The following is a 22165-nucleotide window of genomic DNA, read 5'->3' on the forward strand; positions in this document are numbered from 1 at the left end:
CACCAGCTTATTCGCCTCCTTACCTCATCCCCGCGAATCCCCCATCCCCGTAGGGTAAGAGGATGCACACGGTGGCCGAACACGAGATCATTGCGCCTGTCGACCTCTGCCTTCCTGGCGGAAAGCTCAATCGCGACGCAATCGGCTGGACCAGCTACCCCTGGCACAACACCGACCGCATCGGGCGCGGCTGGTATGGCTGGGGGCGCAACAAGCGCTGGGAATATTGGGGCTTTATCACCCCGACCCACCTGATCGGCATCACTGTCTCGTCGATCGACTATGCATCGGTCAACGCCGTCTGGGTGCTCGACCGCTCGACCCTGACTGGAATCGACGAAACGTCGGTCACCCCGTTCTCCGGTGCTGTCACCCTGCCCGGCACTCTGCGCGGCGGCCCCGCGACGGCACGCACGAAGACCCTGGATATTGACATCGACGAAGTCGACGGGGGCACCAGCATTCAGGCCAAGACCGATCGGGTCACCATCAACCTCGTGACCGAGCGCGACGCCGAACACCAGGCTCTCGGGGTCGTCGTACCGTGGACCTATCGTCTATTCCAGTACACCGTGAAGGATGTCGCGTTGCGCGTTCGCGGCACGATCACCGTTGACGGCCAGGAATTTGAGGTTCCGCGCGCCGAGTCCTGGGCGGTTCTCGATCACGGCCGCGGCCGTTGGCCCTACCGCATGACCTGGAATTGGGGTGCCGGCTGCGGCGTCGTCGACGGCCGGGTGGTCGGCTTACAGATCGGCGGCAAGTGGACCGATGGCTCCGGCTCGACGGAGAACTCAATCGTCATCAACGGCACGCTGCATAAGATCAGCGCCGAGCTCGACTGGCAGTACGACCAGTCGAACTACATGGCGCCGTGGCGCATGACCGGCGACGGCGTCGACGTCACGTTCACTCCGTATTATGAGCGGGTTGCCCAGACCAACGCGTTCGTCGTTAGCTCGAACACTCATCAGTGTTTCGGGCACTATTCCGGCAGCGTGACGCTCACCGACGGCACCGTGCTCAGTGTCGACGGCCTCGAGGGCTGGGCCGAACACGTCCAGAACCGCTGGTAGCCCACCTCGCCCCGAAATTCGTCCCTCACCCGGCCGTCACGGGTTGGGTTTGCGCGGTCACGCGAAGTTACCCACAGCTTTTCCACCTGTGGATAACTCTGTGGAAACAGCTGTGAGAAACTGGGAAAACCCTCGTTAACCGGTGGATAACCAGTTATTAACATGTGCATAACTACACGCCTGTAGTTCGAATGTCAGTCGCCTTCGGTGCACGATCCCGAGACCCGGGCAACCTCGGCTAGAACCAGGAGTAACCCGATGGCGAACCTCACCCCCGACCTCCCCACCAGCTTCGCCACCGCCCGCGCCCGGCTGACCCCACGCGTCAGCGGCACCGCCCACACCTCGATCGACCCTAGACGGCGTCAAAACCAGGGTCAGCCAGCGGTGTACTAGGTGCCTGATAGGTTTGCCGAGGGGAAACTCCCAGGGGATATGGCCGACCCCGGGCGGCGCAATCAGTGAGTTCGTCGCCCCGGGTCGCAGCCTCTCCCCTCACGATCTGTGCCGCCATGCCGCGGCGCTCCAGCACACCCCACACAACTTCCCACAGCCTGTGGACAACTCTGTGGAATCTCCTGTGCATGGGGCTGTGGAAAACCCTGAAAACCCCGTCAATTCAAGGGATGCCAGGGCGCGCGACTTTCCACAGCATGTGGACAACTACACGGTTGTAGTTCGAATGTCTGCGGCTTTGCGCTCCCGCAATTAGAGCGCCGCTGCGCGCTCGACGGACGCGAGCGACTGTGCCAGATCGTCAGCATCCGTCGCCCAATTACTCACCGACACCCGCAGCACGGCCCGGTCATGCCAGCGCGAGCCTGACATCCAGGTGACGCCGTCGGCCAGCACCCGGGCCGTCACCTGCTGAGTGCGCGCATCATCGCCGAAACTCACACAGACCTGAGTGAAATCAACCTCATTCAGCACCTCGGCTCCGGGAATGCGGTCAAACCCCTCGGCAAGGGTGCGCGCGTGAGTCGCCAACCGCTCGACCAGATCGATGGCACCCGCGCGACCGAGACTACGCAGGGCCGCCCATACCGGCACGCCGCGGGCACGCCGCGAGAGCTCGGGCACCCGCTCGAACGGGTCACCGGGCCCCGCGTCATCCGTCGGAAGATAGCTGGTGTGCACGCCGAAAGTGCCGCGCACGCTCGCGGGCCGGGCCACGATCGCCATACCGCAGTCGTAGGGCACGTTGAGTGTTTTGTGCCCGTCGGTCGCCCAGGAATCCGCGGTGGCGAGGCCATCGAGCTGCTGCCGAAAGCGTGGGCTCACCGCCGCCCACAACCCGAATGCACCGTCAACGTGCGCCCAGGCTCCACGGCCGTGCGCGACCTCGATCGCGGCGCGCATCGGGTCGAATGCGCCCGAGTGCAGGTTGCCGGCCTGCAGGCACACGATGGCCGGGGAGCCCGCGGTGCCAGTGGCATCCATTGCGGCCGCCAAAGTATCGGGCAAAATGCGCCCCTGCGCATCGACATCAACGACGATCGGGGCGCCGAGGCCGAGATAGCGCAGGGTCAGATCGATCACGTCGTGCCGTTCGGCCCCGACATACACCCGGATGCGCGGGGCCCCACACAGCCCGTTCTGCGCCAGATCCCAGCCGACGCGGGCCAGCTGCTCATGCCGGGCCGCGGCCAAACCGACGAAGTTTGCCATGGTCGCCCCGGTCGTGAAACCGACATCGGAGCCGGGCGGCAGGCCGAGAAGGTCAAGCAGCCAGCCGGCCGCGGCTTCCTCGGCGGCGGCGGTAGCGGGGGTCGCCAGACGCATTCCGGCGTTCTGATCCCACGCGCTGACCAGCCAGTCGGCACCCAATGCAGCGGGCAGTGTGCCCCCAACCACCCAGCCAAAGAAGCGGCCGGATTGCATGGCCATCAGGCCGGGCTCGGCCAGTGCGGCGAGCTCGTCAATGACCGTAACCGGGTCAGTCGGTTGCTCGGGCAACGGTGCCGCAAATCCGGCGAGCAGATCGTCGGCACTCAGTCGAGGCCCCACCGGGCGGATGGGCACCGAGTCGAGCCACTCTAGCGCGTGGGTGCGGGCCCGAGTCAGTGCCGCGTCGTAGTCATTCGCATGAGTTGACATTTGCTCATGTTAGCGCGGTGGGCCGACCTTCCGTCGCGGTGTGCGGCCCGATTCCTCGCCGACCTCGCCCGTTCCGGTCGAGTTCGACCGGCACGCCGGAGCAACTCGACCGCAGCAGGGAAACTCGCCACCACAACTGGCAGCATCAGTTGATGCAGGCACCCGCCGCAAAACTCTGAGCCGGGTCGTTGGGCGCTGGGGCGGATGTCGGTGTTGGAGACTCGGCCGGCGGCGCCGAATCAGTCGAGGTTTCCCCTGATGAGCTCGTGATTGATGGAGTATCGCCGGGGGCCGGACTGCTCGGGGTGGCGATCTGGAGGCCGTCGGTGCCGAGCACCAACGTGACGCCCGTCACCGACGCCGACGCCAGCACCAGAGCGCCGGGCACGTACGCGGCCAGCGCCTTCGCCTGAGATTCCTGCCCGACCGGGTATTCGATCGTCGTTGTGGTCGTGGTGTCAGCCGACCCGGCCACGCCCGTCTTAAAGCCGAGCCCGGCCAGCCTTGCCGTGCCAGCGGTGGCTGCGCCATCCGTCTCGCCGCCGTTCAGCACGGTCACGGTCACATCCGTCACGGATGCCGCTTTCGCCGTCGTGTACGCCGACGACGGGCCGATCACGCGAGCGATGAAGTCAGGCATTGCCGCCGTGTCGATCTCGACAATCGATACATCCTGTCCGTCGACGGTAATGGTGGGGGTTCCCAACGTCGGGATCGTGGCCGTCGTGATGTTATCGGCGCTCAGCCCATGCATCTGCAGAGCGAGGTCGAGCAGGTTGAGTCCAGGATCGGTCTCAATCGACGAACTCACCGCGTCAAGCACGTTTTGCAGCTTCATCGGGTTCAGGAGCGTTCCAGCCGAGAGAATCTGGCGGGCTTCCACCGACAGAAAATACTGCTGGCGCACCTCACGGTCGAGGTCGCCGTTCGGCAGGCCGTGCCGTTGGCGCACGAAGGCCAGGGCCTGCTGCGCATTCAGTGTCGACACACCGGCGGGCAGGTTCACCGTCGAATACGGGTCATTAACGGCCTCATTAAGACAGACCTGTACCGGACCGAGTGCCTGCACAATGTTGTAGAAGCCGAGCATCGAAACCCGCACGAAGTGGTCGATGGTCAGCCCCGAGACGTTCTGGATCGTCTGGATCAGCAGTTGGGCTCCGCCGGCGTCACCGCCACCGTTCTCGCTGCCGAGCGCGAACGCCGCGTTCAGTTTGTCCTGGCCAAATCCTGGGATGTCGACCCAGGAGTCACGCGGGAAAGAAATCAGGGTGGCCTTCTTGCCGTTGGCCGGCACGTGCAGCACCATCATGGTGTCGGTGTTTGTGCCGCCGCCGTCTTGCTGGGTTCCCAGCTGCGCCAGCTGCGCATCGGTGGCGCCGGCGGGCCGGTGATCGTCACCCACGAGCAGAATGTTCTGGTCGGAGCCATCGGCATCCGTCTTCGGCGCATTCTTATGCGTGATGGCGTCAATGTGGGTGATTCCCGAGACAAAGTGCTGGTAATTGTAGAAAACATAGCCACCGGTCACGAGCACCGCGACGATCACCAACACGGCCCCCCAGCGCAGCACAAGCCGCCCAGCAGAGGGGCGCTTGCGTCGACGCGTGCCCTGATCGGGCTGCCCCGGCGCGTCCGAAGGATCGAAAGTCACGCTTCAGAGTACGGATGCTCCGCTTCACTTCGGCTGAGAAAGCGTCTTTATCTGTAGATCTTCAGGCTTTCGTCGCGCACGATACGCGGCAACGTTCGCCCGGTTTCCGCAATTGCTCACATCGCAATAGCGTTTCGACCGGTTGCGAGAGACGTCGACCAGCACGGCCTCGCAGTCGGCGGCGGCACAGATGCGCATGCGTTCGCGCTCCCCGGTGCGAATCACGTCGACCCAGGCCATTGCCGCTTCCACCAGGATGCGGTCGGCGAATTGCCGCTCGGCGCTCGTTGCATGCAAGTGCCAGCCGGTCGCATCGTGACGCACCAGCTGCGGCAGGGCGCTCGTCGCGGTGAGGATCCCGTTGATCAGCTCGGCGACGCGTTCGTCATCGGTGGTAGTCCAGAGCGCGTGCAGCGGTTCCCGAATTGCGCGCACGGCAGTGAGGCCCTCGGGGGTCTGCGAGTGAGCACCCGTGAAGCCATGTCGTCGATAGAACGAATCGAGTTTCTCAAGTGAGTCCAGTTCGTCGCGGCCCGAGTCAGACAGCGCCGGCAACGTGTTCACCAACGCGGCCGTCGAGTGCAGTGCCGCTTCGACGTCATGAGTGAACAGCACGTTGACTCCTGACCTTACTCCGGATAGTGTCATGAGCATAACCCACGTGACTCGTGACAAACCACTGTATGCCTCGTTCTGCATGGAGCCATTCTCGAAGCGGGTTCCGCAGCCGAAGGAGGAGTCCCGTGTCAACCAGCCGTGTGGGCGAAATCCGCCTCGGTTCCGGCGTCACCCTCTCGCTCATCGCGGCTGCGTCGTTTGGCATGAGCGGCCCGTTCGTCGCCACGCTGCTCGAGGCGGGCTGGTCGCCGTCGGCCGCCGTGCTCTGGCGCACGGCCGGTGCGGCCGTCGTACTTGTCATTCCCGCCATCCTGGCGCTCCGCGGGAGGTGGGCGCTGCTGCGCCGCAACGCCGGGATGATCCTCGCCTATGGAATCTTCGCGGTGCTCGCCTGCCAGTTGGCCTTCTACAGCGCCATCGAGCACATGTCGGTGAGCATCGCCATTTTGATTGAGTATCTCTCGCCGGTCTTTCTGGTGTTGTTCTTCTGGGCGCGCTCCCGCCGTCACCCGGGGGCATTCACGATCGTCGGCGCGATCGTTGCTCTCGTCGGATTGGTGCTCGTGCTCAACCTCACGGGCGACGTGACGCCGAGCATGATCGGCGTGGCTTGGGCACTGCTGGCCTCATTCGGTTCCTGCATCTACTACGTCATTTCGGCACGGGCCGACAAGGAGTTGCCGCCGATCGTGCTGGCCGCGGGTGCCATGATTGTGGCTTCGATTGCGCTGGTGCTGCTCGCCGTAGTCGGACTCACTCCCCTGCGTGCCACGTTCGGCGAGGTGGCATTCCTCGGCACGAGCGTGTCGTGGTTGGTTCCCGCTGCGGTGATTTTGGGAATGTCGACAATTGCCGGATACCTGCTCGGCATCGCCGGCGCCTCGCGGCTCGGGAGCCGCCTCGCGTCATTTCTGGGCCTGACCGAAGTGCTGTTTGCCGTGATCATCGCCTGGCTGCTTCTCGGCGAGATTCCCGTGGCCATTCAATTCGTCGGTGGTGCCCTGATTCTGACGGGTGTCGTGCTGGTGCGCGTGCACAAGGAGCGTGCATCCGAGAGCGATTCCCCACTCGCTCTGACCGAGACGACGGATGCGCTCCAGCGCCTGGGTTGAGGAATCGTCCATGTGTCGGGTTATCCTGTTCAACGTCTTCCTCGCGCATCGAGGGTCTGATCGATCGAAGGGTAGGTGAATGGCCATGGCCAGTCATAGTCCCTGCGCAGCTGTACGAGCGGCAGCGTAACCAGCCTCTGTCTTGGGCGTGGTTGCTGCCCGCGGTCAGCGTGCGCAGCAGTCACCATTCGCCACAACAGGGCCTGGCCTTGTTGCCCAGACAGGACGCGCCTTCCTCGACGAAGGCCCGCCGCCGGCAGGAATCAGCATGACCATCATCGATAACGGCGTCTACGTCAACGGACAGCGCACCGAAAACCCCAACACCCTGGAATCCACGTACGCCGCAACGCGCGACAGCGAGGGGATGGCCTGGATCGGCCTGTACCGGCCGAGTGCGGAGGTGTTGCATTCCCTCGCCGAGGAGTTTGGGTTGCATCCGCTCGCCGTCGAAGACGCCTTGAAGGGGCACCAGCGGGCGAAGGCCGAACGCTACGGCGACACCCTCTTCGTCGTGCTGCGGCCGGCCCGCTACGTCGATAAAGAGGAAGAGGTCGAGTTCGGCGAGCTGCATGTGTTTGTCGGCCCCGGCTTTGTGATCACGGTTCGGCACGCCGAATCCCCCGACCTCGTCTCGGTCCGTCGGCGTATGGAGTCGAACCCCGAGCTTCTGAGGCTTGGCCCGGAAGCCGTGCTCTACGCGATCATGGACGAGGTCGTCGACCAGTACAGCCCCGTCATCACGGGTATCGAGAACGATATCGACGAGATCGAAGACCAGCTTTTCGGTGGCGACACCGAGGTCAGCCGGCGCATCTACTCGCTCCTGGGCGAGGTCACCGCCTTCCAGCGGGCGGTGCGCCCGCTGGTCGGCATCCTCGAGGCGCTACGTCGCGGTTCGAGCAAGTACAACGTCGACGAAGAGCTGCAGCGGTCGCTGCGCGACGTGCTCGACCACGTGTTGCGTATCAATGAGCACGCCGACAACTTTCGGATGCTGCTCCAAAATGCGCTCACCGTGCACTCGACCCTCACCTCGCAGCGGCAGAACGAAGAGATGCGCCTTCTGTCTGAGGCGAGCCTTGAGCAGAACGAAGAGACCAAGCGGCTCTCCGAAACGAGTCTGGCGCAGAATGAAGAGGTCAAGAAGATCTCGAGTTGGGCCGCAATCCTGTTCGGCCCCACTCTCATCGGCACCGTCTACGGAATGAACTTCGACAACATGCCCGAGTTGCACTGGGAGTTCGGCTACCCGATGGCGGTGGGCGCGATGGTGCTGAGTGGCACGGTCCTCTGGGGCATCTTCAGAAAGAACAAGTGGCTGTAGCACGCCACTTCTCCTCCTGCCCCGTTGATTGAGGAGGCCCGCCAGAGCCGCCTCAAACCCCGTAAGCCAGTCTCAAAGCCCGTGCATTCGTTGTCCGTGCCGGTGAGGTCGCGCAAATGACCCTTCGCGAGCTCGTGGAAGGGTCATTTGCGCCACCTCACACCACGCGACCGTTGGAACCGTTAGAGACGGATGCCGCCCGCTCGCGCGTGCGCCACAGCAAAAGGCCCCCGATTGCTCGGGGGCCTTTTGTGTGAGTTGGTTGGCGCCAACTCATATTCGCGTGCGCGAGGGGGGACTTGAACCCCCACGCCCTTTCGAGCACTGGCACCTGAAGCCAGCGCGTCTGCCAATTCCGCCACTCGCGCGAACTTGGAAATGCTAACACCTTCACGCCCCCTGACGCCATTCGAGGCGTCGGCGGGGAGTGTCGCGCGCGACTGCACCGGCCGTGTCGCGCGGGGAAAAGCGGTGAGCGTCTGCGTGGCGCAACCCACAGCATCCGCCCGATTTCAACACCGACACCCCGCGCGGCCACGCGTCTTCGCACGCTCGAGGGAGAGCGAAAACAGGCCAATTTGTGCATTCGTGAGCCAGAGCAGGCCTGATTGCGCACGGGTGACCCGCCTTGCCTGTTTTCGGTCCGTCCGCGTGCCGAATTGAGCGACGCCCCTTCTATCACCACCCGGCACACAGCGTTACCCCCGTAGGATGACATTTCGTGCGCTCGCCCCCTACAGGCGAGTATCACTCGAGACAAGTAACATGCTCATAGCCAAACGGACCGGATCGGGAGACCTGTGGGCATTCTGGATAACTTTGAAAAAGGCTTGGAGCGCGCCGTCAACGGCGCATTCGCCAAGACCTTTAAATCGGGCCTGCAGCCCGTGGAGATCACCTCCGCTCTGCGTCGCGAGCTCGACACCAAAGCGGCGGTCGTTTCCCGCGACCGCATCCTCGCGCCCAACCGTTTTGTGGTGCGCATGGCGCCGGCCGACTTTCAACGTATGAACGGCCTCGGCGCGGCCCTCACCGACGAACTGACCCAGCTCGTTGCTCAGCACGCCACCTCGCAGCGCTATCAATTCGCCGGCGGCCTGTCGATCGTGCTCACCGCCGACCCCGGTCTCTCCGAGGGAATGGTGCAGATCGATTCCAGCACCGTGCAGGGGGGCGTCTCGTGGACCCCGGTGGTCGACATCAACGGCAAGCGCTACCCACTGACGAAGTCGCGCACCGTGATTGGCCGTGGCAGCGACGCCGATATCACCATCGATGACACCGGCACCTCCCGCCGGCACGTAGAAATCATCTGGGATGGCAACCGCGCCCAAGTGCGAGACCTGGGCTCCACCAACGGCTCCCAGCTGAACGGTGTTCCCGTCAAGCAGGCCATTCTTGAGCCCGATTCCACCGTCACCATCGGGCGCACCACCATCGTGTTCCGTGTCGTCCCGCAGTCGACATCCGCCTCGCAGCAGCCCGCCGCGCCCGCCGCGCACGTCACGCCGCCCGCCGACCGCCCTGACATGGGCGGATTCTGGGGGCCTTCCGCATGAGCGTCAGTGAACTTACCCTTCTCGTGCTGCGCCTGGGTTTTCTCCTGGTGCTGTGGCTGTTCGTCTTCGGCATCGTGTACGCCCTCCGCAGTGACTTGTTCGGCCGCCGGGTGCGCAAATTGCCCACGGATGCCGCGGCTCTCCCTCACCCGGCCGCTCCCGTCATGCCCGTTGCCGCCCACGCCCCGGTGCCGGCAGCGGCGGCGTACACCGAACCGACCCTCGTTCCTGCACCGAGCCTGGGCGGCTTGGCCGGCCTCACCGCCGCCGCCGCCGGCGCTGGTGCACCCGGCGAGAAGGCGACCTCACAGAACGCCACTCGCCTCGTGATCACCTCGGGCCCCAAGGTGGGCACCGAATTCCCGCTGAGCTCCGAGTCGATCACGATCGGCCGTTCGAGCGATTCCAGCCTCGTGATCCGTGACGACTACACCTCCACTCATCACGCCCGGCTGATGCTGTGGAACGGGGAATGGATGATCCAAGACCTCGATTCCACCAACGGCACGTTTCTTGACGGCGTCCGCGTCGCCGTGCCGACCCCGGTGCCATTGAACGCCGCGGTGAAAATCGGCGCGACGACGTTCGAGCTTCGGCGGTAGGTGCATGGCGACTGTCAGTCACAGCGCGGCCGTTTCCCACGTTGGCAAGGTCCGATCCAATAATCAGGACTCCGGATACGCCGGCCACACCCTCTTCGTGGTCGCCGACGGTATGGGCGGCCATGCCGGAGGTGACGTTGCCTCGGCGATCACCACCAAGCGCGTGATGCAAGCGGATGTCGCATACACGTCTGCGCAGGACGCCGAATTCGCTCTGCAATCCGCCCTGATCGCCGCAAATGCGCAACTCGCCGAAACGGTTTTCGAACATACCGAACTCACCGGAATGGGCACCACGGTCAGCGCCATGATCGTGCTCGACGACCAGGTCGTGATCGCCCACATCGGTGATTCCCGCATCTATCTGTTGCGCGACGGCGAACTGAGCCAGATCACCGTCGACCACACCTTCGTGCAACGCCTGGTCGACAGCGGCCGGATCACCGAGCAGGAAGCCATGGTGCATCCGCGCCGCTCTGTGCTGATGCGGGTGCTGGGTGATGTCGAGTCCTCGCCGGAGGTCGACACCTCGATCCTCACCACGTTGCCGGGCGACCGTTGGCTGATCTGCTCCGATGGGCTGAGTGGCGTGGTCTCCCCCGCGGCCATCGCCGCAGCACTGTCCAGCGGCGCGAGTCCCCTGGCTGTGGGCAATCGACTGATCAAAGAGACGTTGGATGGCGGTGCTCCCGACAACGTCACCATCGTGGTCGTCGACATCGAGGACGGCGCCCTCCGCACGGCCGAGCCAGTCGTCGTCGGCTCGGCATCCGCCCCGCTCGCATTCGGCGAGGAGCCCGTGCGCAATCGGCCCCTGCGTCTGCCGGCCCTGCGTCTGCACCCCGTGCGGGAATCCCACTTCGAGCCCGATTCTCAGGACTACCTCTCAGAACTCATCGAGGAAGACGCCCGCCGGCTGCGCCGCCGCCGCATCACCTGGCTGACCGGCATCATTCTCTTGGTGTTGGTCATTGCCGGCGCAGGTGTGGTGGGCTACCAGTGGACTCAGACTCGCTACTTCATCGGCGTCGAGGGCAAGAATGTGGCCATCTTTCAGGGTGTGCAGCAAGACCTTGGTCCGCTCTCGCTCTCCAGCGTCTATGAAGAAACCGATCTGCCGGTGGCAAGCCTGCGGGTGTATGACCGGCAGCAGGTCGAGCAGACCATCAGCGCCCCCTCATTGGCGGATGCCCAACTCATCGTCGAACGGCTTGAAAATGCCCGCACTCCGTAATACATCGGCAGTGACCGACTCGTCGCCACGGGCGACAGGTCCGAAGACCGGCGCCATCAAACGCTTGCACCTGCCCCAAAAACTGCGCAACCTCGAGCTCTTTCTGCTGCTCATCGCCTGCGCGATCAATGCCGGCTCGATTGTTCTGGTTCAGCTGGGAGCGCTCGGCCACATCGACACCCAATTGGTGCTGCTCGGCGCCGGGCTCTCTGTCCTTGTGCTCGCCCTGCACATCGTGATGCGTTTCACCGCCCGGGACGCCGATCCGTTCATTCTGCCCATCGTCACGGTGCTGAACGGCCTCGGCATCGCCATGATCTACCGCATCGACATTGCCGAGCATGAATCCGGATGGGCGAGCGCCTCGGTGCGGCAGATCGTCTGGAGCGCTCTGGCCATCCTCTGCGCAATCACGGTGATGCTCGTGATTCGCAACCATCGCATCCTGTTCCGCTACACCTACATCGCCGGCCTCGTCGCGGTTGTTCTGCTGCTGCTGCCCCTCGTTCCCGGCCTCGGACACGAGGTGAATGGCGCGCGGGTCTGGATCGGCATCGGTGACTTTGCCACCTTCCAGCCCGGTGAGATCGCAAAGATCGCGCTGGCCGTGTTCTTCGCCGGATATCTGGTGCAGAACCGCGACAGTTTGGCCATGGTCGGCACCAAATTCCTCGGCATGACGTTTCCGCGTCTCCGTGACCTCGGCCCGATTCTCGTCGTCTGGGCGCTGTCGATGTCGGTCATCGTCTTTCAACGCGACCTCGGCACCGCGCTGCTCTACTTCGGCCTGTTCCTGGTGATGCTCTACGTCGCCACCGGGAGGCTCAGCTGGGTTGTGCTCGGGCTCAGCCTGTTCATCGGTGGCGCACTCATCGCCAGCCAAACGCTCGACTATGTCAACGGCCGTTTCACGAACTGGTTGGATGCCTTCAATCCCGCCGTCTACTCGGCAAACGGGGGCAGCTACCAATTGGTGCAGGGCCTGTTCGGCCTCGCCAACGGCGGTTTGATCGGCACCGGGCTCGGCCAGGGTCGCCCCGACATCACCCCGGTTCCGCAAAGCGACTACATCGTTGCGAGCCTCGGTGAAGAGCTCGGCCTCGCCGGCATCTTCGTCATCCTCTGCCTGTACCTGCTCTTCGTGGCCCGCGGCTTCCGAATCGGTTTCGCCGGTCAGGACGACTTCGGCAAACTTCTCGCCGTCGGCCTGGCGTTCGTCGTTGCGTTGCAGTGCTTCATCGTCATCGGCGGCGTCACCCGCGTCATCCCGCTGACCGGCCTCACGACGCCGTTCCTGGCGGCCGGTGGCTCGTCGCTCGTGGCTAACTGGATCATTGCAGCCCTGCTTTTGCGCCTGTCCGACACGGTGCGCAACCAACCTCGGCTGGTGGTCTAAATGAATCGCGAACTCAAACGGGTCAGCATCATTGTGTTTCTGATGTTTCTCACTCTCTTCAGCTCGACCACCGTCATTCAGGCGTTGCAGGCCGATAACCTCGCCGCGGATTCTCGCAATACGCGCACGCTGTTGAACAGCTATTCGGTTGAACGCGGCCCGATTCTCGTCGCCGGTGAACCCGTCGCCCAGTCAATGGCAGTGGCTGACGATTACAAGTTCCAGCGCACCTACAGCAGCGGGCCACTGTACGCTCCCATCACCGGTTTCTTCCCGGTCAACGGGGCGCCGACCGGCTTGGAAGCCGCGTTGAACCGCGAGTTGAGCGGAACCTCGAATGCGCAGTTCTTCGACCAGATCAGCGCCATCGTGACGGGGCAGAGCCCCAAGGGCGCGGCAGTCGAGACCACCATTGATCCCGTCGCTCAGCAAGCGGCGTGGGATGCCCTCGGTGACTACACCGGCTCGGTCGTTGTGACGGAGCCGCGGACCGGGCGCGTGCTGGCCATGGTGTCGAAACCCAGCTTCGACCCGAATGAGTTGGCTGTGCACGACACCAAAGTCGTCAACGCACGCTATGACGCACTGGTGGACGACCCGAACAGTCCCCTGATCGACCGGGCGATCGATGAACTGAACCCTCCCGGCTCTGTCTTCAAACTTGTCGTCGTGGCCGCCGCACTTGAGTCGGGAAAGTTCACCCCTGACACTGCGTTCCCGAACCTCGGAACCTTCCAGCTGCCCGGCTCGACGTCGATCGTGATCAATTCGGGCGGCGGAACATGCGGTGGCGGCGATACCGTCACCATCGCTACGGCCTTACGGCTCTCCTGCAACATCCCGATGGCCGAGTTGGGTCTTCAGCTCGGGGCACCCGCAATTCGCGCGATGGCCGAGAAGTTCGGGTTCAACACCGATTACACGATCCCGCTCACCGTGGCCCAGAGCGACTACCCGCGTCCGCAGTCCGAGGCTGAACTCGCTCTGTCTGCATTCGGTCAGGGCAGCGTCACCGCAACACCGATGCAAATGGCGATGGTGTCGGCCACGATTGCCAACGGAGGAGTGCTTCTGGCGCCCAACCTTGTTGACCAAGTCCTGGCCCCCGACCTCAGCCCGCGGCAAACTTTCGAACCGCAAGTGATGCAACGGGTGATCAGTGAGCAGACTGCCGCAACAATGACGCAAATGATGGTCAACGGTGTCCAAGATGGAGCGGCAAGCAATGCAAGAATAGACGGGGTTGAGGTGGCCGGAAAAACGGGTACTGCAGAGAACGGCGCTGATGAGCCGTACACACTGTGGTTCACCGGTTTCGCACCGGCAAACGATCCAAAGTTCGCGATCACCGTTCTCGTGGAGAACGGCGGGGGGCTCGGCCAGACGGGGTACGGCAACCTACTTGCCGCGCCAATTGCACAGAAGGTACTAGAGGCGGTGCTGAATAAATGAGACCGACAACAGGGCTCACCTTCGGGGGGCGTTACGAGTTGGCGTCGCGGATTGCCATCGGTGGAATGGGCGAGGTGTGGAAGGCCACTGACCTCGTTATCGGCCGTCAAGTTGCAATCAAGATCCTCAAGGATGAATACCTGGGCGATCCCGGCTTCCTCGAACGCTTCCGTGCCGAGGCGCGCCATGCTGCTCTCGTCAACCATGAAGGCATCGCCAACGTGTTCGACTACGGCGAAGAAGAGGGCAGTGCCTTCCTGGTGATGGAGCTCGTTCCCGGCGAAGCACTCTCAACCGTGCTCGAGCGCGAACATGTTCTGCCCGCCGACAAGGTGCTCGACATCGTCGCTCAGACGGCTGCGGCACTGCATGCGGCACACGCCGCAGGCCTGGTGCACCGCGACATCAAGCCCGGCAACCTGTTGATCACCCCGGATGGCCGGGTCAAGATCACCGACTTCGGTATTGCCCGTATCGCCGACCAGGTTCCGCTTACCGCGACCGGCCAGGTGATGGGAACGGTGCAGTACCTCTCCCCCGAGCAGGCAAGCGGCCGTCCGGCCTCACCGACCACCGACATCTATTCACTCGGCATCGTTGCGTATGAGGCCCTCGCCGGCCGTCGCCCGTTCACCGGCGAATCGCAAGTCGCCATCGCCATGGCGCAGATCAACGACGTTGCCCCCGATCTTCCGGCAACCGTTTCGGAACCCGTACGCAATCTTGTCTTCGCCTGCCTCGCGAAAGACCCCGCGGAACGCCCGGCCTCGGCCGCTCATCTGGCACGCGCGGCGACGGCTCTGCGTCGTGGCGACATCGCCGCAGCGGCGGCATCCGTGCCCGCCGTGCTCGCTGGAAACACGCCAACCGCCGCCACCATGCTGTTCCCGGGTCTCGGCGACGACCAGGCCACCACCATCCTGCCGGCAGCGACACCGGGTACCCGTGCCGAAGCCGCAGCGGCTGCCGCGGCTGAAGAAGCCGAGACAAAGAAGAAGCGCAGCCCGTGGACCTGGCCTTTGATCGCGCTCATCGCGATCTTACTGCTGGTACTCGGCGGCGGCATCTTCGCTTTGGTCAGCCAAAACGGCACCCCGGAGCCGGCAAAGACATCCTCGTCGGCCCCGGCGCCCAAGCCCCCTTCTGCTACTCCGTCACCGACCGTCAGCACTCCGCCACCGGTCACCACGGTCATGGTGTCGCCCGGTGATTTTGAGGGCTTCCCGAGTGCCGACGCCAGCGCGAAGATGGTGGCCCTGGGACTCGTCGCGAACGTCGAGGTGGGCAACGCTGCCACCACCCAGGATCAGGTCGACACGGTGTACTTCGTGAATCCGACCGGCCCGGTGCAGAAGGGCACGACGATCACTCTCAAGGTCTACGGACCTGTGGCGACGCCCGACACACCGAGTTTAGCGCCCACCACGTCCGCGTCTACCGTGGTCACGGGCGACACTGTCGAGATCAATTGGTCGGCCCAGTCCTGCCCGAGCGGTCAGACGCTCTCAGGTTACGAGGCCGCGATTGCCACCGGCGACGCCACCATCACCTCATCCAACCCGACCAGCGCCGATGTCACGAAGGTGACGGTCACGGCCGGCACCACCAACTTCACCGTCAAAGTCCGCTACTTCTGCGGCCAGGTGGAGTCCGGATGGTCCCCCGACAGCGCCCAGGTGACGGTCACCACTGAAGAAGCTCCGCCCGCCACGAAGCCCAAGCAGTAACCCACTCAGAATGGTCAACATCGTTTCGAATAGCCGAGGAGTCGCGAAGTGACTGAGGAAGGGCGCCTGCTTGCGGGTCGCTACCGTGTGGGTGCGCTCATCGGGCGCGGCGGCATGTCCGATGTGCACATCGGCACGGATTCTCGGCTCGGTCGCGCGGTGGCGATCAAGCTCCTCAAGTCCTCGCTCGCCATCGACCCGGCGTTCCGCACCCGCTTCCGCCAGGAAGCACAGGCGGCCGCCCGCATGGCGCACCCCACAATCGTGCGCGTCTTCGACGCCGGTGAAGAAACGGTCACCGAGTCGAACGGCCACGAGACGCAGGTTCCGTTCATCATCATGGAGTTCGTCGACGGCCGACTGCTCAAAGACATCATTGCCGAGGGCCCGCTCGAGTCCGATGAGGCCGTGCGAATCATCGACGGTGTGCTGACCGCCCTCGAATACTCGCACCGCGCCGGTGTCGTGCACCGGGACATCAAGCCCGGCAACATCATGATCACCAAGACCGGCCAGGTCAAGGTGATGGACTTCGGTATTGCCCGCGCCATCTCCGACTCATCGACGACGGTGGCCCAGACCACGGCGATTCTCGGTACGGCCTCGTATTTCTCGCCCGAACAGGCCAAGGGTGAGTCGGTCGATGCCCGCACCGATCTGTACTCGAGCGGTGTCGTGTTGTTCGAGATGCTCACCGGTCGTCCACCGTTTCGCGGCGAGACCCCCGTGTCGGTCGCCTACCAGCACGTCAGCGAAGCCCCGGTCAAGCCCAGCTCGATCAACCCGAAAGTCTCTCCCGCACTCGACACCGTGGTCATGCACGCCTTGGCCAAGGATCGATTCGACCGGTTCCAGAGTGCTGTCGACTTCCGCACGGATGTCGACATTGCCGGGTCGGGTAAAATCCCGATTCACCGTGTTGATGACGATGCCTCGGGCGGTCTCTTCGGTCCGCCGCCGTCGGTCGTATCGGGCTCTGAACTCGCTCTCAAGCAACTCTCCGAAGACAACACGATGGTGCGCACGCAGCGCCGTCCGCCCGTGATTTGGATCTGGGGTGGCATTCTGAGCGTCATCGTCATCGTCATTGCCGTGATGTTTTGGGTCTTCTCGCTTCAACCGTCCACCGATATTCCCGACAATTCACGCAAGATACCGGCGCTCACCGGGCAAACCTATGAAGATGCCCAAAATACTCTTCTCGACCTGGATCTCAAGCCTCAAAAGTCCACCGAGAGCAGTCCCACCGTGCCATCCGATCAGGTAATTCGTACTGATCCGCCCGCTGGAACAATCGTTCAGCCCGGCGAAGTGATCACCGTTGTGGTCTCGACCGGCGCCGAAACGGTGACAGTTCCCGACCTGACGAATATGTCGATCGCCGATGCCCAGGCCGCGCTGGCCGCGGCGGGGCTCACCGCCGGCTCGGTGACCACAGAGAATTCCCCGACAGTCGGCGCCGATGTGGTGTTGCGCACCGATCCGGCCAGTGGTGGCACAGCGATGGTCGGCAGCACCGTCAATTTCGTTGTTTCAAGCGGCGAGGTGGCACTTCCCAACCTGGTCGGTCAGTCGCTGTCAGCAGCGTCAGATCTACTGCTCGGCGCCACACTGCAGCTCACGCCGATTCCCGAACCGGATTACAGCTGTGATTCCTCAGCCGGTTCTCCGGTGAGCAAACAGTCTGTGGCGGCCGGCGACGTGCCGCAGCGCTCCTCCGTCACGCTCACCTACTGCGCGGGCTGAGCGGTCAGCGCGGCTCACACCCGCCACACGACCCCCAGAGGACCTGACCCGGCTCAGTTGAGACGCAGCAGTGGATTCAGATTCTTCGCCGTCTCACGGGCCTCGGTAAGACCCGCTAGCGCGAGCCAGTTGCCGAGCATGCGGTAACCGCCCTCGGTCAGAACGGATTCCGGGTGGAACTGTACGCCGACAAGAGGGGCTGACACGTGCCGCAGACCCATAATCACGCCGCCCGAGGTGCGCGAGCTGACAATGAGGTCGTCGGGCACCGTCGAATCGACGACGGCAAGCGAGTGATAGCGCGTTGCAGTGAATGGCTGTGGCACTCCGTCATAGAACGGGCTCTCGTCGTGTGTCACGAGCGAGGTCTTGCCGTGCATCAGCTCCTCGGCATTGGTCACCGTTGCCCCGAAGGCCTCCGCGATGGCCTGGTGGCCCAGGCACACCCCGAACAACGGGGTTCCGCTGTCGAAAGCCGCCTTCACCACGGCAATGGACACGCCGGCATCAGCCGGCTTGCCGGGTCCGGGTGAGATGAGAACGCCGTCGTAGTCGGCCAGCCGAGCCGCGGCATCCGCTGCCGAAAAATCGTCGTTCCGCACAACCTCGGTGACGGCGCCAAGCTCCATCAGATAGCCGTTGAGCGTGTAGACGAAGCTGTCGTAATTATCGAGAACAAGGATTCGGGTCATGGGCCACCCACCGTCACTTCCTGGCTGGTAATGAATGCGTCGATCCACGGGAACACCCACGTTGCGAGGGCGAATAAGGCCGCGCCGATCAGAATCAGTGAAAAGAGGATGCGCAGCCAGACCGGGCCCGGGAGCACACGCCAGATTGAGAGGTACACGGGACTCCTAGCCCTTGGCCTGTGCGGCGATGATCGACGCCAACTCGGTGGGGGCGCCGGCAGAGAGAGGCTGCCACGACTCGAAAACGCCGTAGGCGATAATGCGTTCTGCTGTCGAATAGAAGGGGTTGCAGGTCGTAAGGGTGATGAATCGGTCAACCGGGGCCATCTCGGGTTGCCCCGGCACCGGCCCGATCACATCGACAGCAGTCGGCTGAACATACTCCAGGTCCCTGAAGCGGTAGGTGTAGTAGCCGTCCGCCGTCTGCACATAGATGGCATCACCGAGCTGCAGCTCATGAATCAGGTGCAGGGCGCCGCCGTTCGCGCTGCGGTGCGCTGCGACAGCGAAGTTGCCCACCTCACCGGGCATCTGCGACGACGGATAGTGGCCGATTCCCGAACGAGAGCTGTTCAGAACGTTGGTGCCGACTCCCGAGGCAATGGTGCGGTGGTAGTCCGCGCCGAAGCGGGGCACATACATCACGGCGAACGTCTCCGTCTCGGCCGGCGGAGTGGCGACAACGGGCTCACCGAAGTCTTGAGGCTCGGCCGGGGGCGTCGTCGGGTCGACCGGCTTGGCCGTGATCTGACTCTGTTGGATCCAATTTTGGCTCAAGTCGGTTGCCGAGTTCGTCTGAGCATTCGCCATGATCATGTCGTTCCACCACAGCTGCCAGCCCAAGAAGAGCAGCACCAACACACCGCCGGTGATAAGCAATTCTCCTAAAACCCCGACGACGGTGACCGGGCGGCGCGGACGCGCACCTCGACGTGCATGGCGCGGAGGAACGGGGAGTTCCGCCGGGAACTCGGAGTCGTCGGTCATGATCTCGATTCTAATCGGGCCTTCCCTGCACAAACTGACGACCCCCGTCGGCGAGGGGAGGCAGGTTCATCGAACTGATGAAGGTAGAATCTCTGGCATGGCACGTACGAAACCCCGCACCAAGCCCGCACGCGACGAGGCTGCCCGCTCAGGCGAGGACGCCCCGAACCCCGTGTGGTTCAAACCCGTCATGTTCGGGTTCATGATTCTTGGTTTGATCTGGATCATTGTTTTCTATGTGAGCCAGGGGGTCGCCCCCGTTCCCGCTCTCGGATCGTGGAACATTCTGGTGGGCTTTGGAATCGCCTTCGTGGGCTTTCTGATGACCACGCGCTGGCGTTAATTCCCCGGTCAGCCAGGTTCCGCAGGGCAATTACACCGGTGTAATTATCCCCATGTGGAAACTCCTGTGGATAACTGTCCTCGGAGGTTAGGCGAAGAACTTCGCACAGCTCAGCAGCACGAGCACCGCTCCGAGCGCCACGAGCAAACCGGTCTGTAGTTTCTTCTGGTGTCGTTTGCGGGTCTGCACGACGATCAGCCCGAAGATCGCCCCGCCGATCAGGCCACCCACGTGGGCCTGCCAGGAGATGCCGAAGCTGGGAATGAAACCGATCACCAGGTTGATCCCCATCAGCACGATCAGCTGGGTCATGTTGTTGCCCAGGCGCTGGTGAATCACGAGGAATGCGCCGATCACAGCGAAGATGGCGCCGGATGCTCCAACGACGGGAATCCGCGGATCTGCGAGAAACAGCACTCCAAGTGAGCCCGCGACGGCGCCCATCAGGTAGAGGCTGATGTAGAGCCCTCGACCGAGCATCCGTTCGAGCATGGATCCGAAGATCCAGAGCGTGTACATGTTCAGCAACACGTGGAAAGGGAAGCCGCCGACCTGGTGCACGAGGGCTGTGGTCACCATGCGCCACGGTTCGAAGGCAAAAGGATAGGAATAGAGCCCCGCATATTGCAGCGCGGACGTCACACCGAGCGGTGGAATCAGCTGCAACAGAAAGACGAAGAACGTGACGCCGATGATCGAATAGGTCACGACCGGGGTTCCGTCACCGGTCATTCGATTCAACCGGGTCAGAATGGCCGGTTTGGTGCGCGGCGCACTTTGGCGCTGCTCCCGCATGCACTCGGGACAGATCACTCCGACGGCGGCCTGTGTTTGGCATTCACCGCAGATGGTGCGTCCACATCGCTGGCAGAGCACGAAGCTCTGCCGATCGGGGTGCCGATAGCAAAAATTGGTATCCGCTCGCGGCACCCCAGGCAGAGACAAAGCGCCTAGACCTGCTCGACGGTGATGCTCTCGATGACCACGTCTTCGAGGGGGCGGTCACGGCCATCGGTGGCAACCGTGGCGAGCTGGTCGACGATTGCCCGCGACGCCTCATCTTCGACGGCGCCGAAGATCGAGTGCTTGCCCTGCAGCCAGGTTGTCGGGACGACCGTGATGAAGAACTGCGACCCGTTGGTGCCGCGACCGCCCTGGATGCCGGCGTTCGCCATGGCCAGAACGTACGGCTGAGTGAAGTCGAGTTCGGGGTTGATCTCATCGTCGAACTGGTAGCCGGGGCCGCCGATTCCCTGACCCAGCGGGTCGCCGGCCTGAATCATGAAGTCTTTGATGATGCGGTGGAAGATCGTGCCGTCGTAGAGCGGCGCCGTCGAGGTCTCACCGGTGCCGGGGTGCTTCCATTCGATTTCGCCGGTGGCGAGGCCGACGAAGTTCTTGACGGTCTTCGGGGCGTGGTTTCCGAAGAGGTTGACCTTGATCGGTCCGAGAGAAGTGTTGAGAGTCGCTACCGCGGTGTGCTTAGACATAGCAACAATTCTTACACAACAGCCCTCACACACAGGTGACGCGAAGTGCAGCAAATGTGCACACCTGGCAGATACTCAGAGCGCTCCCAGTCGATTCAGTGGCAAGATGGTCAGTGTTCGCCAGATGACATCGATGGAGGGTCCAGATGAGCCTGTCACGCAAGCGCCGCAAGGAACTCACAAAGCTGCGCAAGAGCGCAGACGAATTGTGGGGACACCAGCAGCAAGTAATGGATCACGCTAACGCCGTGGCCCGCGAAGCCGGCCGTCAGGCTGGCAATCTCACTCGCGAAGAAGTCGTGCCCCGCGTACGCGAAGGTTACGAGCACTACGTGCTCCCCGGAGTGCATGGAGCGCAAGACCTGGCCGCCGACGTGCGTCGTCGCTTGGTCGGCGAGGTTCTGCCGGGCATTGGTAATGGACTCGGTACCGCGATTGGCTCGGTCATGTCGGTCGGCGATATCGCCCGGGATGCCCGCGTGCGCGCCGCGTTGAACCGGTTCCAGTTTCAGAAGCCTGTCGTCGCGGAGAAGAAAAGTGCCGGTGCGGGAACGTACATCGCCCTCGGCATCGGCATCGCCGCGGCCGTTGGCGTCGCGTACGCCGTATGGCAGACGTTCAGGGCCGATGACGAGCTCTGGGTCGCCGACGACGAGTTCGACGCCCTGTCGGGCAAGGCAGAGGCGTAGAGCCTGGCTTGAGTCTTATCGAATGGCCCGCATCTCAGGATGCGGGCCATTTGCGTTGGACGACGCCCGTGCGCCGTGCCCGTGCTCCTCTCCGGCGAGTGCACCGGAAGCCCCTTCCGCCGATTTACCCCGTTGCGGTCGAGTTCGCCTGGCACGCCGGACGAACTCGACCGAAAAGGCTGACCTCGATGGATGCGGTAGAAACACCGACCTGGAACTCGCCCCGAATAGTCCGCCGAGAATACAAAAAGACCCCCACCCGTCAGGGTGAGGGTCTTACTTTTTGTGGAGCCACGGGGAATCGAACCCCGGACCTCCTGCTTGCAAAGCAGGCGCTCTACCAATTGAGCTATGGCCCCGAATG

20 protein-coding genes and 2 tRNA genes are annotated in these 22165 nt (G+C 63.4%); 12 read left to right on the forward strand and 10 right to left on the reverse strand.

The features are described from left to right. Window positions 1–62 precede the first annotated feature (62 nt). Window positions 63–1076 carry a DUF2804 domain-containing protein gene (locus HNR05_RS13665; RefSeq protein ID WP_179579646.1) on the forward strand — a complete coding sequence of 338 codons (1014 nt, stop codon included), beginning with the start codon at window positions 63–65 and terminating at the stop codon, window positions 1074–1076. Window positions 1077–1784: 708 nt separating this feature from the next. Here HNR05_RS13665 and HNR05_RS13670 read toward each other — a convergent pair. The 3 genes from HNR05_RS13670 to HNR05_RS13680 all read right to left on the reverse strand — a co-directional run bounded on the left by HNR05_RS13670 (window position 1785) and on the right by HNR05_RS13680 (window position 5442). After that, window positions 1785–3173, reverse strand: a complete 1389-nt coding sequence (locus HNR05_RS13670) for a pyridoxal phosphate-dependent decarboxylase family protein (RefSeq protein ID WP_179579647.1) — start codon at window positions 3171–3173, stop codon at window positions 1785–1787. A gap of 145 nt (window positions 3174–3318) precedes the next feature. Beyond that, the gene (locus tag HNR05_RS13675; protein WP_179579648.1) at window positions 3319–4827 is read right to left on the reverse strand and encodes an LCP family glycopolymer transferase; all 1509 of its coding nucleotides are present in this window, start codon (window positions 4825–4827) and stop codon (window positions 3319–3321) included. A gap of 24 nt (window positions 4828–4851) precedes the next feature. Continuing rightward, window positions 4852–5442 carry a CGNR zinc finger domain-containing protein gene (locus HNR05_RS13680; protein WP_179579649.1) on the reverse strand — a complete coding sequence of 197 codons (591 nt, stop codon included), beginning with the start codon at window positions 5440–5442 and terminating at the stop codon, window positions 4852–4854. Between the two features lie 128 nt (window positions 5443–5570). On the opposite strand from HNR05_RS13680, the gene HNR05_RS13685 reads away from it, so the two are divergent. Then, a complete protein-coding gene (locus HNR05_RS13685; protein WP_179579650.1) occupies window positions 5571–6557 on the forward strand; it encodes an EamA family transporter in 987 nt (328 codons plus the stop codon). A 268-nt stretch (window positions 6558–6825) separates the two neighbouring features. Continuing rightward, on the forward strand, window positions 6826–7884 hold the full coding sequence (locus tag HNR05_RS13690) for a magnesium and cobalt transport protein CorA (RefSeq protein ID WP_179579651.1): 1059 nt from the start codon (window positions 6826–6828) through the stop codon (window positions 7882–7884). Between the two features lie 284 nt (window positions 7885–8168). Here the strand turns inward: HNR05_RS13690 and HNR05_RS13695 are convergent. Then, window positions 8169–8252, reverse strand: a tRNA-Leu gene (locus tag HNR05_RS13695). Between the two features lie 432 nt (window positions 8253–8684). Between HNR05_RS13695 and HNR05_RS13700 the strand changes: the two genes are divergently transcribed. The 7 genes from HNR05_RS13700 to pknB are packed head-to-tail and all read left to right on the forward strand — an operon-like array spanning window position 8685 to window position 17600. Further along, window positions 8685–9443, forward strand: coding sequence for an FhaA domain-containing protein (locus HNR05_RS13700; RefSeq protein WP_179579652.1), 759 nt, complete (start codon window positions 8685–8687; stop codon window positions 9441–9443). Next, window positions 9440–10045: an FHA domain-containing protein FhaB/FipA gene (locus HNR05_RS13705; RefSeq protein ID WP_179579653.1), complete on the forward strand. Its 606-nt coding sequence runs from the start codon at window positions 9440–9442 to the stop codon at window positions 10043–10045. The genes HNR05_RS13700 and HNR05_RS13705 overlap by 4 nt, the downstream gene beginning before the upstream one ends. A gap of 4 nt (window positions 10046–10049) precedes the next feature. Beyond that, window positions 10050–11279: a PP2C family protein-serine/threonine phosphatase gene (locus HNR05_RS13710; protein WP_179579654.1), complete on the forward strand. Its 1230-nt coding sequence runs from the start codon at window positions 10050–10052 to the stop codon at window positions 11277–11279. Further along, a complete protein-coding gene (locus tag HNR05_RS13715) occupies window positions 11263–12675 on the forward strand; it encodes an FtsW/RodA/SpoVE family cell cycle protein (RefSeq protein ID WP_179579655.1) in 1413 nt (470 codons plus the stop codon). Before HNR05_RS13710 ends, HNR05_RS13715 begins: the two co-directional genes overlap by 17 nt. Continuing rightward, window positions 12676–14127 carry a peptidoglycan D,D-transpeptidase FtsI family protein gene (locus HNR05_RS13720; RefSeq protein ID WP_179579656.1) on the forward strand — a complete coding sequence of 484 codons (1452 nt, stop codon included), beginning with the start codon at window positions 12676–12678 and terminating at the stop codon, window positions 14125–14127. It abuts the gene before it with no gap. Next, window positions 14124–15854: a serine/threonine-protein kinase gene (locus HNR05_RS13725; protein WP_179579657.1), complete on the forward strand. Its 1731-nt coding sequence runs from the start codon at window positions 14124–14126 to the stop codon at window positions 15852–15854. The genes HNR05_RS13720 and HNR05_RS13725 overlap by 4 nt, the downstream gene beginning before the upstream one ends. A 48-nt stretch (window positions 15855–15902) precedes the next feature. Further along, on the forward strand, window positions 15903–17600 hold the full coding sequence (pknB, locus tag HNR05_RS13730) for a Stk1 family PASTA domain-containing Ser/Thr kinase (protein ID WP_179579658.1): 1698 nt from the start codon (window positions 15903–15905) through the stop codon (window positions 17598–17600). Between the two features lie 53 nt (window positions 17601–17653). On the opposite strand, the gene HNR05_RS13735 is transcribed toward pknB, so the two are convergent. From HNR05_RS13735 to HNR05_RS13745, 3 genes are read right to left on the reverse strand one after another with little or no spacing between them, the layout of a single operon-like run. Then, on the reverse strand, window positions 17654–18292 hold the full coding sequence (locus HNR05_RS13735) for an anthranilate synthase component II (protein ID WP_179579659.1): 639 nt from the start codon (window positions 18290–18292) through the stop codon (window positions 17654–17656). Continuing rightward, the gene (locus HNR05_RS13740) at window positions 18289–18450 is read right to left on the reverse strand and encodes a hypothetical protein (protein ID WP_179579660.1); all 162 of its coding nucleotides are present in this window, start codon (window positions 18448–18450) and stop codon (window positions 18289–18291) included. Before HNR05_RS13740 ends, HNR05_RS13735 begins: the two co-directional genes overlap by 4 nt. 7 nt (window positions 18451–18457) lie before the next feature. After that, window positions 18458–19279: a class E sortase gene (locus tag HNR05_RS13745; RefSeq protein WP_179579661.1), complete on the reverse strand. Its 822-nt coding sequence runs from the start codon at window positions 19277–19279 to the stop codon at window positions 18458–18460. 97 nt (window positions 19280–19376) lie between these two features. Here HNR05_RS13745 and HNR05_RS13750 point away from each other — a divergent pair, with 97 nt between their 5' ends. Continuing rightward, entirely contained in the window at window positions 19377–19622 is a 246-nt protein-coding gene (locus HNR05_RS13750) for a cell division protein CrgA (protein ID WP_179579662.1), read from the forward strand. Window positions 19623–19709: 87 nt separating this feature from the next. Here the strand turns inward: HNR05_RS13750 and HNR05_RS13755 are convergent, their stop codons facing one another. Beyond that, window positions 19710–20354, reverse strand: coding sequence for a rhomboid family intramembrane serine protease (locus HNR05_RS13755; protein ID WP_343062602.1), 645 nt, complete (start codon window positions 20352–20354; stop codon window positions 19710–19712). Window positions 20355–20572: 218 nt separating this feature from the next. After that, window positions 20573–21112 (reverse strand): peptidylprolyl isomerase, encoded by a 540-nt coding sequence (locus HNR05_RS13760; RefSeq protein WP_179579663.1) that lies wholly within the window; start codon window positions 21110–21112, stop codon window positions 20573–20575. Window positions 21113–21258: 146 nt separating this feature from the next. Between HNR05_RS13760 and HNR05_RS13765 the strand changes: the two genes are divergently transcribed. Next, the gene (locus HNR05_RS13765; protein WP_179579664.1) at window positions 21259–21801 is read left to right on the forward strand and encodes a hypothetical protein; all 543 of its coding nucleotides are present in this window, start codon (window positions 21259–21261) and stop codon (window positions 21799–21801) included. A 286-nt stretch (window positions 21802–22087) separates the two neighbouring features. On the opposite strand, the gene HNR05_RS13770 is transcribed toward HNR05_RS13765, so the two are convergent. Next, window positions 22088–22160: transfer RNA gene (locus HNR05_RS13770), tRNA-Ala, on the reverse strand. Between the last annotated feature and the right edge of the window lie 5 nt (window positions 22161–22165).

Source organism: Leifsonia psychrotolerans (assembly GCF_013410665.1).
Lineage (GTDB): Bacteria > Actinomycetota > Actinomycetes > Actinomycetales > Microbacteriaceae > Cryobacterium > Cryobacterium psychrotolerans_A.